We start from the raw sequence: 14979 nt of genomic DNA, 5'->3' as shown, positions 1-14979 counted from the left end.
GTGCTCTAGATATCCAGGATTGGTCGGGGCCCGCTGCAGAAAGCCCATCTGGAGAAGGTTCTCTCCGACATCAGTCCAATCAGAACCGAAAACGCAGCCGTTGCCGCGCCGGCAAAGACCAGGCGGCCGACGAGGACGCCCATCGGATCAGCGCCGAGCGCGACGACGACCAGCGTGTCTTCGATGACGCCATGGGCAAAGCCCATGAAAACGCAGGCGAGAAAGATCTGGCGCGGCGAAATCGCGCCCGATCGCGCCTCGCGGATCAAGAGGCCGCCGCCATAGGAGATTCCCAGGAGCAGGCCGACCGCCGTGAACTCTCCCGCCTCCCCCCGAATGCCGGCAAGCCGCAGCAGGGGCGCCAGTCCCCGCATCATCAGGTCCAGCAGCCCTGTGGCCTTCAGGATGTCCAACATCCAGGACAGCGCCAGAAAGATGACGAGCATCGTGGCCATGGTCTCCAGCAGGCCGAGAAGGAAGTCCCCCCAGCCCGGCTCGACGTTCATCGGGATCCAGGCAGGATTTACCGGCGACGCCAACCAGCCGGTCGCCACGAGCAGGCGGTGCAGCAGGAAGGCGTAGAGCACGCCCCCAAGGAGGCGGAGGATAGTCGTGACGATCAGCGCCGGCCCGGCCTTCTGTATGATCTTCTGCTCGATGGGCAGGCCATGGGCGAACAGCAGAAGGGCCGAGAAGACGGTGATGTCGCCGACGCTCAGATCGGCGGCCGGCACCAGCACGTAGATCAAGGGAATCGCTCCCCAGATCCCGATCAGGAGCCCGCTCAGCCAGGCAAGTCCCAATTCCGGAGGCAGGCCGAACACGTGCATCACCGGGCCGAATGCGGGTGCGATCGCCTCGATCACCCCCGACCGCGACAGAATCTCGGTGAGGATCGTGATCGGCACCACGATCCGCGCGAGCACCCAGTAGATGGCGAGCGTCTCCCGCGTCTTGCGAAGCACCCGGTTCAGAAGCGGCATCGGCGATCGTCCCGTGGAAGGGGCATGAGAGGCCCCGACTGCCACCCATGCCAGGTGAAATAGCGATCAGCCAAGCCTTGTGACCTCGGCTCGACCCGCTCAAGCGAGCGCCTCAGCCGGATGACCCCAGCCTATGAGCCAAGCGCACCGACTGCTTGCGGCTGGAGATGCCTGTCGCCAGTTGCTCGCCTTCTGAGGCGCCAGCCACCTTCTCGCGCTGCTTAAGGACGAACATGTCTCTAAGCCCGCCTGCCCGCTCGAAGTCAGGTCCGATGCCCCTCCGGGGGCGGATAGATCTGCGACAGCTGGTCGAGGTGCCCTCGCATCTCGGCGGCCGCCCGATCAGGATTGTGGGCTTCAAGAGCCGCAAAGATGCGGGCATGGGCAGCGTAGGCTGTCTCCATCTGACCACTGTTCAGCAGGCTGGTCCGGCGAACTTCCCGGAGCCACTCGTCGATTGCCACGAAGAACGCGTCGATGATCGGGTTTTCTACGACCCGTGCGATCGCGGAGTGAAACTCGACGTCGGTGCGCCCGAACTCGTCCATGTCGCCCACGGCATCACGGTTCCGCTCCAGTTCGGCCCGAAGTCCGGCGATCTGGTCTTTGGAAATGCGTTCCGCGGCAATACGGGCGACGCCCGTCTCGACGATCGCCCGGATCTCCATGAAGGAGCGCAGGCCGCCCGGCTCGGTCAGATGGAAGGCCGCGGCCTCCGACAGCATGCCGAGGAGAAAGTCCGGCCGGGGCCCGCAGACACGGGCGCGCGTGCCCGGCCGGGTCTCGATGAAGCCCTTGCTTTCCAGCGCGGCGGTCGCCTCGCGCACCGTGAGCCGCGACACGCCGAACTCGTCCATGAGGTCGCGTTCGGAGGGTAGCGCGTCGCCCATCTCGTAGACCCCGGCGCGAATGTCGGTCGCCAGCATGTCCACGAGATCCTCGTGCATGCGCCGCCGCCGCACGATCCGCCCCGCACGTCTCTGTCTGGCCGGCTTGGCCTTCTCGGTGTCAGCGACCACTGCGCTCTCCCCTTTTGCCAAGATCGATAGAGCGATGAATGCGCCCGTTGACAAGCCTAGTCAGCATGAGCCAGAAAGTCATCAGCTGGCTGGAACGTCTGATGGTCGGACCAGTTTGCAGCGGAGCCGCCATCCGGGAGGGATGCGGTCCGACTCGCCAATTGGGAGGTTCTTCATGCAGAAATCTTTGTTCGCGGCGCTGGTTCTCGGCGCTGCCACCGTTGCCTTTCCGGCGCTCGCCGAGGACATCGCCATCGCGCTCCACGTCGAGCCCGGCCACGAGATGTTCCAGGTCGGTGAGCGACTGAAGAAGAACATCGAGGAGAAATCCGAGGGTCGCTTCACGGTCACGCTGCTCGGCACCGAAGTCGGCGGCGAGCGCGATCACCTCGAGGGCGCCAGCAGCGGCGAGTACCAGATCGCACTGGGCGGCTCGATGCCGATGACCCTGTACGCGCCGAAATATGCAGGCGCCGACCTGCCCTTCGTGTTCGATGCCAGCGCCGACGCCAAGAAGGTCTATGAAGGCGAGATGGGCGAGCAGCTGCGCCAGGCCGTCCGCGAGACCGGCAATCTGGAGCTGGTCGGCCTGTCGATCCGCAACCCGCGCAACCTCACCTCGAAGAACCCGGTGAAGACTCCGGACGACATCCAGGGCGTTCGCATGCGGGTGCCGGAAATCGCCCCCTGGGTGCAGATCTGGACGGAAATAGGCGCCCTGCCGAGCCCGATCGCCTGGCCGGAGGTCTACACCGCCCTGCAGACCGGCGTCATCGACATGCAGGAAAATCCCGTCGACTACATCTGGTCGGGCAAGCTCTTCGAGGTGCAGTCCTACGTCGCCAAGACGCAGCACGTCTATTCGTTCTTTCACTGGCTGATGAACGAGGATTTCTACCAGGGCCTCTCCGAGGAGGACCGGGCGATGCTGCAGGAGTCCGTCGACGAGGCAATTGCCTGGGGCGACGAGCTGGTCACTGGCAACGAGGCCAAGCTGTACGAGCAGCTTCAGGAGAAGGGCATGCAGATCGTTGAGCCGGACGTCGCTGCGTTCCGTGCCAAGGCGGCCCCGGCCATCCGCAAGATAGCGGACGGCTTGGCACCCGAGGTCCGGGACTACGTCCTGTCCAAGCTGAACTGACGCATCCTTAGCATGCGGCACGCCCGTCCAGCGACGGGCGTGCCGTCGACTGAATGGTTTCGGGGGGATCGCGCGGTGGCGTCGATTGAGCAGGGAAGCAGCGGCTTTCCGAACAGACTTGCAGGCTATTTCTGGCGCTTCGTCGAGGTCGTCATGACCCTCGCCTTCATCGCCATGCTGGTCGTGATGTTCATCCAGGTGGCATCGCGCTACGCACTCGGCATTGGCGTGCCGTGGACCGACGAGACTTCTCGCTTTCTCTTCATCGCCGAGATATTTCTCGGCGCGGCCATCGCCCAGCGATACGGCGCGCAGATCCGGATCACCGTCCTGCTCGACCTCCTGTCGGCCCGCGTGCGGCGCTGGTTCGACATTCTCGGCGACGTCCTGACGGCAGCCATCGCCATTCTGGTGGTCGTCGGCGCCTTCGAGATGATGGGCCGGACCCAGAATGTCAGCGCCAGCACCATCCCGGTCTCCTTCGCCAATCTCTACCTGATCCAGGCGGTCGGTCTGATCATGCTGATCGCCCTCCTCCTCAAGGACATCGCCGACGCGTTCCACGGCGCAGGTCAGACGGACAACATGTCATGATCATTTTCCTCGCCCTCTTCGGCACGCTTCTCCTTCTGCTCTTCATCGGCGTGCCTGTCGGCTTCGCGATGATCGGCGCCTCGATCTCGGTGCTCGCAGCCACCCGTGGCTTCGACAGCATTCCCTACGAGATGCTCGCCCAGCGTACCCTCTACGGCGTCAACAGTTTCACCCTTCTCGCCATCCCCGCGTTTCTGCTGATCGGCCGGCTGATGAACGCCTCGGGCATTTCCGACCGCGTCTTCAACATTGCCCGATCGCTTGTCGGGCACCTGCGCGGCGGGCTCGGCCACGTCAACATTCTGTCCAGCATGATCTTCGCGGGCATGTCTGGTTCGGCAGTCGCCGACGCAGGCGGCCTCGGTCCGCTTCAGATGCGGGCCATGGAGCGCGACGGCTACGACCGCGGCTTCAGCGCGGCGGTGACCGCCAGTTCGGCGACCATCGGACCGATCATTCCGCCGAGCATCCCCGCCGTGATCTATGGCGCGCTCGCCAATGTCTCGATCGCCGCCGTGTTCCTCGGATCCATCGTTCCCGGCGTCCTGATGGGCCTCGGCCTGATGGCCCTCGTCGCCTATCTCTCACACAAGCGCGGCTATCCGATCGCCCAGCGTGCGACGCTTCGCCAGATCGCCGCCGCCTGCAGTGCGGGCTTCCTGCCGATCCTGACGCCGATCATCATCATCGCGGGCATTCTGTCCGGCATCTTCACGCCCACTGAGGCCTCGGCGATTGCGGTGGTCTACTGCACCATCATCGCCTTTCTGGTCTATGGCACCATCACGGTCCGCGAATTCTGGGTGATCTGCAAGGATACCGCGGTCGACACCGCAGCACTCCTCGTGATCATTGCCGGTTCGGCCCTCTATGCCTGGGTGCTCGCGCGCTATCAGGTCACCTCGCAGATCATCGACTACCTCGCAGCCAACATCGACAACAAATATGTGCTGCTGGCGCTCCTCAACGTCTTCATCCTGCTGGTCGGCTGCTTCATCGACTCGGTGCCGGCGCTGTTTCTGCTGACGCCAATCCTGACCCCGCTGGTGGTCAGCTACGGGATCGACCCGGTGCATTTCGGCGTGATGATGATCTTCAACCTGATGATCGGGCTGGTGACGCCCCCGGTCGGTACGGTTCTGTTCACCGTGCAGCGGGTGGCCGACATCCCCTTCGGCCACCTCGTGAAGGAAATCCTCCCCTTCTACATTCCGTTGTTCGCGATGCTGATCGCGATCACCTTCCTGCCCTGGCTCGTCCTCGCGGTTCCGAACCTTCTGCTGAACTGAGCCCGGACAATTCTTCAAGACGGAGCATTCTGATGGCAACCCTCGTCTTCGGCGGGCTGGGACATGTCGGGTCCTGGATTTCCCATGATCTGGCAGCACGTGGCGAGGATGTCGTGATCTTCGATCTCGGCGCGACCGGCCTCGACGGATTGGGCCTCGACTATCTCGAGCCCTATCGCGACCGGCTGACCTTCGAGAACGTCGACGTTCTCGATGTCCACACCCTGTTCGAACGGATGCGCGCCTATGAAGGGCGGATCGACGCCGTCATCTTCGGCGTCGCCGTCATCGCCGGTCCGAACTTCGCCAAGCGGCCGTTCCGCCACATCCAGATCAACACGGTCGGGATGCTGAACGTGATCGAGGCCTGCCGCATCTTCGGCGTGCCGAAATTCATCAATCTGAGCTCCGGCGCCGTCTATGGCGACCAGGCCGGCGGCCAGACCGAGGATCTGCCGGTCAAGGTGACCGACCTCTACGGAGCGACGAAGGCGTCGAACGAGGTGCTGGCGCTGCAGTACGGGCAGACCTACGGCATCGACGTGCGTAACGCGCGGCTCTATTTCGTCTACGGGCCCGGCAAGCTGCCGTCGCGGATGCACGTGCTCTACCAGGCAATGTTCGGCCCGCTGGAGGGTCCGACCGAGGCAAATTCTCCGAAGGGCGGCGACCAGTCGCTCGACTGGACGCATGTTCGCGACACGGCGGCCGGCGTCGTCGCTCTGCTCGACGCTCCGGCGGAAGTGTCGGGAGAGGCCTTCAACATCTCCAGCGGTGTTGCCGTGGCCCATCGCGACATTGTCGGTCACGTCGCCGATATCGTCGGACACGAAAGCAAGGTCACGCTCGGCTCGGGCCTGTTCTTCGAACGCGGTGCGCCGCTGGACATCTCCAAGGCTCGTGCGGGCCTGGGCTTCGAGCCCCGCTTCGCCGACATCCGCGAGGGCCTGCGCGACTATCACGCGTGGCTGCAGGGCGCCCGCCCTCACTGATCTCACGAACTGCGGAGAAAAAACATGGATCAGCGGATCGTCGCCGAATACATCCTCAGAACGGCCGGGGATCCGCATCGTGTCGCGGATATCATTGCCGGTGAGCAATCCTCGGGGACGTTCATTGCGATCCCCGGCGAGAGCGAGGAACTGAAGGCACGATCCGCCGCCACGGTCGATCGCCTGGAGGAGATCGAGGATAGCGGTCTGCCGATGCTGCCGGGCGCGATCGGGGAAGCTCCGCGCAGCTATCGGATGACCCTGTCCTGGCCGCTTGCTAATGTCGGGCCGTCGCTGCCGAACCTCTTGGCCACCCTCGCCGGCAATCTCTTCGAGCTCCGCGAGGTCGCCGGACTCAAGCTGGTCGATCTGCACCTGCCCCCGGCCTTTGCCGACCGCTATCCCGGGCCGGCCTTCGGCGTGGAGGGAACGCGGCAACTGACAGGCGTTGCGGATCGTCCCGTGATCGGCACCATCATCAAGCCGTCGATCGGCCTTAATCCGGCGGAAACGGCTGCATTGGTGGACCAGCTCTGCGACGGCGGCATCGATTTCATCAAGGACGACGAACTGCAGGCCGACGGTGCGATCTGCCCCTTCGAGGAGCGGCTTGCGGCCGCGACGACGGTGATCGCGCGCCATGCCGAGCGGACCGGCCGCAAGGTGATGTATGCCGTCAATCTGACCGGTGAGATCGACGAGATGCTTCGGCGGCACGACCAGGTCGAGGCGGCTGGCGGCACCTGCGTCATGGTCAGCCTCAACAGTGTCGGCCTGACAGGCCTGACCGCCCTGCGGCGGCATTCCCGCCTGCCGATCCACGCCCACCGCAATGGCTGGGGCTATCTCGGCCGCTCGCCGGACAATGGCTGGTCGTATGTCGCCTGGCAGAAGATCTGGCGTCTGGCCGGCGTCGACCACATGCACGTCAACGGCCTCGCCAACAAGTTCTGGGAGCCGGACGACAGCGTCATCGCTTCGGCGAAGGCGTGCCTGACACCGCTGTCCCCGGCCCGCCCGGACCTGGTGATGCCGGTCTTCTCGTCCGGGCAGAGCGTCAAGCAGGCGGAAGGCACCTGGCGGCATCTGGGCTCGCCGGATCTCATCTACTGCGCGGGCGGCGGGATCGTCGCGCATCCCTCGGGGATCGCCGCCGGGGTGCGATCCCTGCGAGAAGCCTGGGACGCCGCGATGCAGGGCGTGTCGTTGCAGGAAGCCGCCGCAGCCTCGCCCGATCTGGCCGTCGCCGTGAAGACGTTCGCATGAGCGGCGGATTGCCGGACGGCGTCCTCCTCGCCTTCTATGGAGACGACTTCACCGGATCGACCGATGCCATGGAGGTCACCGCCTTCGCCGGGCTGCGCACCGTGCTGTTCACCCGCACGCCCAATGCGCAGGATCTCGCCAGCTTCGCCGACTATCCGGTGGTCGGTATTGCCGGAACCGCGCGCTCGCGAAGCCCGGAGTGGATGGACCAAAACCTGCCGGGCCCGTTCCGGGCGCTGGCCGACCTTTCGCCCAAAATTCTCCAGTATAAGGTTTGCTCGACCTTCGACTCCGCTGCAGACGTCGGCTCGATCGGACGCGCCATCGATATCGGCGACAGCCTTGTCGCCGGCCCCTGGTCGCCTTCGATCGTCGGCGCCCCGCAACTCGGCCGGTGGCAGGCTTTCGCCAATCTCTTCGCCGCCGCCGGCGGTACACACTATCGCATCGATAGGCATCCGACGATGTCGCGGCATCCCGTGACACCCATGCGCGAAGCTGATCTGCGCCTGCATCTGGCCGCGCAGACCAAACGGGACATCGTCGCGATCGACGTCGCGGCGATCGCCGGCGGAACCGCCGACGATGCCGCCGACCGGGCACGCGACAAGCCAGGCACAATTGCCTTCATCGACGTCGTTGACGAAATGACGCAGGCCGAAGCCGGCCGGCTCGTCTGGAACGGCAGCGACGGGCCGGTGTTCAGCGCTTCCTCCTCGGGACTACAATACGCGCTGGTGGCGCACTGGCGCCGGGCAGGGATTTTGCCTCAGACTCCGGCCCCGTTCGCGCCGGTCCCGCCGGTCGATCGCCTGCTGGTGCTGTCGGGCAGCTGCTCGCCGGTCACGGCCGAGCAGATCGAAATCGCCGAAGCGGGCGGCTTCGAAACTATCCGTCTCGACGTGGCACAGGCCATCGCCTCCGAGACCGCGGCGACTGAGATCGCAAGGATCGAGACGGCGGTCGACGCGGCGATCGAGCGCTGCGGCCGCGTCATTGTCTTTGCCGCCCGGACCGTCGACGATCCGGCCTTCGCCGTCCTCCAGCGGACGGCCGCCGATCGCGGCATTTCCTTTTCGGACGCCCAGGATTCCATCGGCCGCGCGCTCGGCCGGATTGCCGCCACCGCCGTCCCGCGCCTTGACCTGCAGCGGATCGTCGTCGCCGGCGGCGATACGTCAGGGCGGGTCCTCGAGGCGTCGCCGGTAACCGCGCTAGAAATCGCGCACCCCCTAGGCAAGGGAGCGCCGATCTGCCGGTGCCACAGCCGCGCCCCGGAATTCGATGGACTCCAGGTGGTTCTTAAGGGCGGACAACTCGGATCGCCGTCCCTGTTCGTTGATGCGTTGGGAACGCAGCAAGCGCCCTGATCTCGGTTCCAAGGACGACTTCGAAGGCCGTGGTGTTGGAGAACTGCGAGACGGACCTCAGAGCCGTGCGCCACTTCCCGTTCGTCCAATGCATTCGCAGCCAGGTTGGGCAATGAGGGGCCGTAAGCGGAAGGTCTACTTCCAAGCGAAACTCGCAAAAAGCTGCCATTCCGGTCACGGTATAACCCGGACCTAGTCCTGCTATCTCGTCCGCTGGAAACGCCGACGTTCCCCAACCGCTCTACCTGCGGGCAGGCTTTTAATGGCTCGCCTGTCTTCCGTCGTCTACCTGAGGTCGGGGCTGCCGAGCACGGGGGCCGTGAACCAGACTAAAGACGCACGCACTCCTTCCCTGCTGGCGGCAACGAACAGGCTCGTACGATCCGCAGCCATGACTGGGCGAGTTCGCCGCTCGGCCAACCGGAACTGTTGCCTTCAGGCCCTCGTACCCTCGTTGCGCTCATAATCGATGCCCGCCAGCCGATGTTCACGATGTGGGACGAAGATTGCACTGGCAGAGAACAGCAGCGACTTCGTCGGCATGGCGCACAGGGATGGACGCGTCTTCTGCGTCAACGAAGCCGCCCGCCGCCTCGTAGGGCTGGGAAATGCGGACATCACCGAACTCGTCATCACCGGCTTCTTCCAGCCGGAGCAGGTCGAGACGGTCAGACAAGAGGTGCTGCCTACCGTGCTCCAGGACGGCTACGATCGCAACAAGCGTCAGTCCGAACTTATGGTGACGCTCAAATGCGATCTGAAAACCGATCATACGCGTCAATCCGCCGAACCGGGGGATCGACCTCATACCGATAGATTTCCGTTCTCAGGAACCGCAGCTCGGCCTCGCGCTGAGCCTCGTGAACGTCAATATACCATGCGCGCGGCTGCGGGCCTGGATCACCGTTCCAACGGTATCCCCGCGCTTTGAGGACATCCTTGAGGTCGAAGGGCGAATTCTCCGCCCAGATGCGCCAAGAGACGGCACGAGCGCCGTCCAGGAGGCGGCTAAGACCCGCAACACCAGATCGGGGAAGCCTCATTGCCAACAACTCTACCGTAGCGAGACAGTCGTGCATCGCGCGGTGACGGTCGTAGAAGAAACCAGCGGCCTGAGCGAGATAGGCGAGTTTTGTGCCCTCAAACCCCTCCGCAGCCCAATCGATCTGGCTGAACGAGCAAGCCCAGGGCTTCGTTGAGAACACGTCGCTGAATCGTTCAAGAAAGCGGCGGTCGAACGCCGCGTTGTGCGCGATGACAAGCGAAGCTGGCGCTGCGAATGCGGCTACCGCTGCGGGATCGATAATCTGGCCGGCCACCATCTCGTTAGTGATGCCCGTGATCGCGGTAATTTCCGGGGCGATAGGCTCGTTCGGCTGACGCAATCCTTGGAAGCTATCGCCCACGTTGAAAATGGTGCCATCCAAGCCGTAGTTGAATGGCGTCATAGCAAGTTCGATGATCTCGTCGCGCTGAGGGTCGAGACCCGTGGTCTCCACATCGACCATCAGGCCAAGGCGTAGCGGGGTGCCAAGCGGCGCAACGGTGGAAGGACGCGGCTTGAGACGCCGGATCACCCGGTAGTCCCCTGTGGCCTCCAGTGTCTGCGCCAGAGTCTCCAGATAGTCAGAAGATGTCATCGTCCAGCGCTTCGTTTACCGCCATCGGCTCCTCACCAGCCGCCGCCGCAGCGGCGTCGATCGGACGGAGCGCGAGGCGAATGTCAGCGGCTCGCCCTTCTTCGTGGAACCAAAGATCGACGACGGCGGTGTCGTCGCTTCGCGGTCGCGGGGATGCCTCCCTGACCTTGAAGGTCGTCGGAAGATTGACCGAGGTTCCGAACACCAGCGCATGTTGCCGAGGCAACGACGGCAACCGCTTCAGAACTGATTCTGAAATGAACGGAGTCATCTGCCGTATCTGAGAAAGATCGTCGGGATTCTGGATGCGGTGAACCAGGAAGTTGGAGCACTGGCTGAGGACCGTTTTGGACAGCTCGCTCGGGCGCTGAGACGCCAGCAGGACGAACATGCCGTATTTGCGTCCTTCCTTGGCGATGCGTTCGAATATCTTGGTCGCGTCCACCGCATAGCGAGATGGCGTCGCCGAAATGTAGCGGTGCGCTTCTTCCAGCAGGAGATGGATCGGAAAGCGATTGCGCGGATCGGCTCGCCGGACCAAGCGAAACAGCATCCGCGCGATCACGGCGCTGACCAGCTCGACCACCTCGTCCTCGACGTCATTCATGTCGATAATGATGATCTGATTAGCTTTGGTGTGACCGGCTCCCTTGCCAATCAGGCCGACCAGCCTGGTGAGAAACTCCATCTCCCCATTGTCGGCGGCTGCACCCACCGCCTCGTGCCGGAGAAACTCATACTCTCGACGATCTTCCAGAGCCTGGAAGCGCGTCACCATCTGGGAGCAGTAGTCGCGGATTTGCCGATTGCCGTGCGCCTCCGCATACAGGATGGCAAGGTCTATTGCGTCGCCGAGAGCAGAAAAATCGAAGGGCAAGTTCTGGTATTCTGGGAGCTTCAGATCCTCTAACTCGAACCCATTCGGGCCAACCAGATAATTATCCAGACCCGCCGGGTTCGCCATTTGACCGAAGTTGATCGCAATGAATGGCCGGATTTTTGCCGCGTTGATTTCGTTCGTGCTGAAGCGATGGAGAATACCAATGATCCGATCATGCTTGGACGGACTCGAAGAGTCGTCGCGGATGATCTGGGTAATGCATTTAGCGAGGATGTGATTGCGGACGCTTTTGAGTTCTGCGGCCCCCACATTTGAAAACAGGGTGGAAAGCCCGAGGGCCATTCGCAGGATTGGAACTTGGGTGCGCTCGCTGGCTTGCAGCAACAGCTCCCATTCCGCCAACTCCAGGAACCAATGCGGCAGGCGGAAGCCTGCCGCCGTGCCGTCGAGGACGACGCGCTCAACCCCGATTGCCCCTTCTTTCGCAGAAGCATTCAACGCGGCGTGATACTCGCCGTTGACGTCGAAGACGATAAACGTCGCGCCCCGCGCGTGATGCTCTTCCGGTTTGTTGAAAAGGGACTGCAAAACCGAGGCTACCGTGCAGGACTTGCCGCTGCCGGTATTGCCAAGGACGGCGACATGACCGCCAAAGAACTCGTTCAGCCGGACCTTAATGTCGTAGTTCTCGAACACCACCGACTTGCCGATGGGCAGAACTCGATAGCGCGTGGCCCCTTCAGGTTCGCAGGCGCCGCCATCCGGTCCCATTGACGGCTCAATGGCCGCCTCGGTCTCGAAGATGCGATCAAGTTCGCCATCCAGTGCATAGAGCGCGTCAGCATACAGGGACGGGAAGACGGAGACACCGAACCGAAACGTCCCGCCGCGCATAGGCAACATGCCGACAGGCACCACGTCCAGATATTTTGAGGAGCCAGCCCGATCGAAGTCTCCTCGCTCGGATGGGGTGCTCGCGTCGCGCTCACGCAGGCCTACAACTTCGACCACGACATATTCCGACTGCGACGGAATCATCAGGAATGATCCCAGCCGGGCCACATAATGCACGCCATCGAAGCCAACGACTGTGAAGTTGTCCGTGCCGACGTGCATCTCAACGACAAAGCGGTCGGCCGCGACCGAGACCACCTTGCCGATCGCGCGCTTGCGATCATCGTGGCTCATGCCTCGCCATCCTTCGGCTCGTCATCCCTTTTCGGGGCCAGCTCCGACAACACTTTGCGAACAGCGTCGTCGATCCTGTCGGTGGGACGCTGCGGCATGAAATGCTCGACGATCATGTCGAAGTAATGCGCGCTCGTACCTTCGGCTGGACCGTTACCCCCAATGATCCAAATGCGCGGGTCGCGCAGCGCCCGCAGCTTGGCGATCTCGCCGGCCGTGTCCGGCGCGGCGAAGATCACCAGACGGAACGTCGGGATCGTCAGCGCCTGATAGATGATGTTGTTCAGGTGCTCGTCGCCGAAGGCGTAGCCCGCCGTAATGAGAACGCTCTGCTCGCGCACGATCCGGGATTGGAACTCGCGGAACAGGTCTGCGTAGGGCGAGCCGAGCGACGAGTTTTGCTTCGCAGGCGTCGGATAGATCAGCATTTGGTTCGTTGACTCAGGAGGCCAAACCTCCCTGATCGGGAACAGGCCATGATCATCCTCGGTCCAAGTCACCGACCCATGCAATTTGCAGAGATAGACGAAGGCGTCGACGGCGGTCCACTTGCGGCTGGCGACGTCGAGTTGCTCGGCCAGGGCATAGCGGAAGCTTGCCGGGTTAAAGCGACGCTCCACCACGCCGGAAAAGCCGTTGGCATAGGGAATGCCTAACCGATCCATCGCCAATTCGCTGAAATGGTCGTAGTTGGTCGTGAACACCCACGGCCGGGGCAAGGACCGATCTCTCAGGACCAATTTCTTGTAGAACCGCTCATAGAGGTCGCGCACGGTAGTGTCGCCCTCTGTGGCGAAAGCCCCTTGGGTGACACGGGTCCACAGGAAGTCCTGAACTTTCTTGATGATACCGTCGAGAACAGCGCGGTACGGATGGAGGCTGGGATTTTCGCTTTGGCGCAGTACGAACCGCTGTGCGAACAGCACCTCCATCAGGCGTTCCAGGTTGCGATTGTAGTCTTTCGCCAAGTCGATCCCGAGCGAATCGAGATAATCGAGTTCGCCCTTGGCCAGCCGCCACGGCGCCGGGTCATCGCCGATGAATAGCGGATCGTCGTAGAACCCTTCCACCCGTGCATTGAGGGTTTCTCCGCAGAACTCCTTGGCCAAAGGCGCCATGGTCGCAATGCCGAGTTCTTTCTTGTCCTTCATCAGGGAGGAACAGCCGGCACCGAGCAAGAACGCGATATTCTTTGCGTTCATAGCCTCGGAAATCGCCTGGCGGGCGCTTTCGATTCCCTTCTTCCAGTCGAGTTCCGACGGATCGGCATCGCCGTTCCGCAGAAACTGGAATTTTCGCTCGTCTCCGATTTCGCTCATTAACCTCCCCCCCCTAACTTTTCACATGCCCGCCCTGGTCCGCCAGTCGAGCGCGCACCGAACTCCAGGATGACGCTCGGTGCGACGTACCCCGAACTAGCGGGAGTCGCGTCCTCGCAACCATAGGCTCGCTCCGGCCCGGCGACGAGGTGTCGTCGAAGAGGTGCAACTTCACGGCGAGGGCGCCGACGACCTGGACGGCGGGCTACATGGCACCGGCACTCATGCCGGCCTATCAGGTTTTCGGCGAGTCCGGGACGGCGACGTCCATCTTGGAGCGCAAGAGTGCGATTTCCAACTCAGACTTGCCAACCCCAATCGCTTTCAGGCGCTCCATAGACCCGTCCTTTTGAAGGAACTTGGCGTAGTCGGCATCGAGCTCCCGTTCAGCTTGCTCAAGTCTGTCCCGTTCCTTGCCCGAGGCGGCTTCGAGCTTAACGCGGTTCCACTCGTATTTGAGGATCCACTGGCCATGCCGGACCATGATCTCGCTGGCGAGTTCCATATCCGCCCACCTATGAATGCGTGCAGCCTGATCTAGCTTGCGCGCCGCGTCGATTAGGTTTTGAGCTATCGTCTCTCGTGGATTGAGCCTCATCTTCAGAGCGGACATGTGGGTGCGCAAGGACTGGACGTCTGTCGCCCACTCGACCGAACCGACGTACTTGGGATCCTCTCTGCGAGCAAGCACACGTTCTGCGGCTCCCGAGTAATCGGCGATGGATTCCCGCAGGGCGTCGATCCACTTTGACCGCTCGGCGGTGACCGAGTTGATGTAGACGGCCCGATTGGCGACGCTTGCCGTCGTGCGCGCAGTAATCGCGATGTTGAAGATCGTGATGACTGCGCCAGCAATTGATGCGACTGCCGCAACGCAAGCTACGATCACGGGGATGTAAGCCGGATCGCTGAAGACCCTTTGCAACCAGTCGATCATCTACTCTCCCGAAGGTTCTTCCGCGTCTGTTCTTGCGCCCAATGCCCAAAGGAAGATGGGAAGCCGCCCCGACCGGATCCAGATCCAGTATCGCAGCGTGGGCCGGAACTGAGGAGAGTGACATTCTCATCGTAACGCAAGGTCCACATGCAGCGCAGTGGACGGATAGATGAACTGTCCAGGCCCGCGGGAGCAAAAGGCTCGTGCCTTCGCGGGGACGGGGAACAGACAATCCCCGCCGTCAACGGCGCGCAGATCAATGCCCATCGACTAAGAGCCCGTCCGGAAAGGTCATGATGCGCGGCCAAGGCGGCGAATGAGGATCATGACCGAGGCGGCATAGAGGAAGGCGGTGGCAGAGGCGATCGTGGCCTCCGGGTCTTTCCAGAGCCGGCGGTTC

Annotated in this window: 13 protein-coding genes and 1 pseudogene; 6 read left to right on the top strand and 8 right to left on the bottom strand. The window is 62.9% G+C overall.

What is annotated here, in order from left to right; translation table 11 throughout:
- Positions 1-5: 5 nt before the first annotated feature.
- Both J3367_RS19645 and J3367_RS19640 read right to left on the bottom strand, forming a co-directional pair.
- Positions 6-983, bottom strand: a complete 978-nt coding sequence (locus J3367_RS19645; protein WP_421462270.1) for a nucleoside recognition domain-containing protein — start codon at positions 981-983, stop codon at positions 6-8.
- Between the two features lie 263 nt (positions 984-1246).
- Positions 1247-1930 (bottom strand): FCD domain-containing protein, encoded by a 684-nt coding sequence (locus J3367_RS19640; RefSeq protein ID WP_421462405.1) that lies wholly within the window; start codon positions 1928-1930, stop codon positions 1247-1249.
- Positions 1931-2177: 247 nt separating this feature from the next.
- On the opposite strand from J3367_RS19640, the gene J3367_RS19635 reads away from it, so the two are divergent.
- The 6 genes from J3367_RS19635 (at position 2178) to J3367_RS19610 (ending at position 8654) form a co-directional block, all read left to right on the top strand.
- On the top strand, positions 2178-3143 hold the full coding sequence (locus J3367_RS19635) for a TRAP transporter substrate-binding protein (protein WP_421462268.1): 966 nt from the start codon (positions 2178-2180) through the stop codon (positions 3141-3143).
- 75 nt (positions 3144-3218) lie between these two features.
- Entirely contained in the window at positions 3219-3737 is a 519-nt protein-coding gene (locus J3367_RS19630; protein WP_421462266.1) for a TRAP transporter small permease, read from the top strand.
- Positions 3734-5026: a TRAP transporter large permease gene (locus J3367_RS19625; RefSeq protein WP_421462264.1), complete on the top strand. Its 1293-nt coding sequence runs from the start codon at positions 3734-3736 to the stop codon at positions 5024-5026. Before J3367_RS19630 ends, J3367_RS19625 begins: the two co-directional genes overlap by 4 nt.
- A gap of 32 nt (positions 5027-5058) precedes the next feature.
- On the top strand, positions 5059-6018 hold the full coding sequence (locus J3367_RS19620) for an NAD-dependent epimerase/dehydratase family protein (protein WP_421462262.1): 960 nt from the start codon (positions 5059-5061) through the stop codon (positions 6016-6018).
- 24 nt (positions 6019-6042) lie between these two features.
- Entirely contained in the window at positions 6043-7284 is a 1242-nt protein-coding gene (locus tag J3367_RS19615) for a ribulose-bisphosphate carboxylase large subunit family protein (RefSeq protein WP_421462260.1), read from the top strand.
- Complete coding sequence (locus J3367_RS19610) at positions 7281-8654, top strand: four-carbon acid sugar kinase family protein (protein ID WP_421462258.1); 1374 nt, start codon at positions 7281-7283, stop codon at positions 8652-8654. Before J3367_RS19615 ends, J3367_RS19610 begins: the two co-directional genes overlap by 4 nt.
- 487 nt (positions 8655-9141) lie before the next feature.
- Here J3367_RS19610 and J3367_RS19605 read toward each other — a convergent pair whose 3' ends face one another.
- The 6 genes and pseudogenes from J3367_RS19605 to J3367_RS19580 all read right to left on the bottom strand — a co-directional run.
- A complete protein-coding gene (locus tag J3367_RS19605; RefSeq protein ID WP_421462256.1) occupies positions 9142-9426 on the bottom strand; it encodes a hypothetical protein in 285 nt (94 codons plus the stop codon).
- A complete protein-coding gene (locus tag J3367_RS19600; RefSeq protein ID WP_421462254.1) occupies positions 9401-10294 on the bottom strand; it encodes a 3'-5' exonuclease in 894 nt (297 codons plus the stop codon). Before J3367_RS19600 ends, J3367_RS19605 begins: the two co-directional genes overlap by 26 nt.
- Positions 10281-12323 carry an ATP-binding protein gene (locus J3367_RS19595; RefSeq protein WP_421462252.1) on the bottom strand — a complete coding sequence of 681 codons (2043 nt, stop codon included), beginning with the start codon at positions 12321-12323 and terminating at the stop codon, positions 10281-10283. The genes J3367_RS19600 and J3367_RS19595 overlap by 14 nt, the downstream gene beginning before the upstream one ends.
- Positions 12320-13642: an SIR2 family protein gene (locus J3367_RS19590; RefSeq protein WP_421462250.1), complete on the bottom strand. Its 1323-nt coding sequence runs from the start codon at positions 13640-13642 to the stop codon at positions 12320-12322. The genes J3367_RS19595 and J3367_RS19590 overlap by 4 nt, the downstream gene beginning before the upstream one ends.
- A gap of 235 nt (positions 13643-13877) precedes the next feature.
- On the bottom strand, positions 13878-14579 hold the full coding sequence (locus J3367_RS19585) for a hypothetical protein (RefSeq protein ID WP_421462248.1): 702 nt from the start codon (positions 14577-14579) through the stop codon (positions 13878-13880).
- Positions 14580-14870: 291 nt separating this feature from the next.
- Positions 14871-14979: pseudogene (locus J3367_RS19580) on the bottom strand (IS5/IS1182 family transposase); the annotation flags it as partial.

This window comes from Aurantimonas sp. NFXS3, assembly GCF_049132005.1.
Classification (GTDB): Bacteria; Pseudomonadota; Alphaproteobacteria; order Rhizobiales; family Rhizobiaceae; genus Aurantimonas; species Aurantimonas coralicida.
This window is presented reverse-complemented; position numbering and strand designations above follow the sequence as displayed.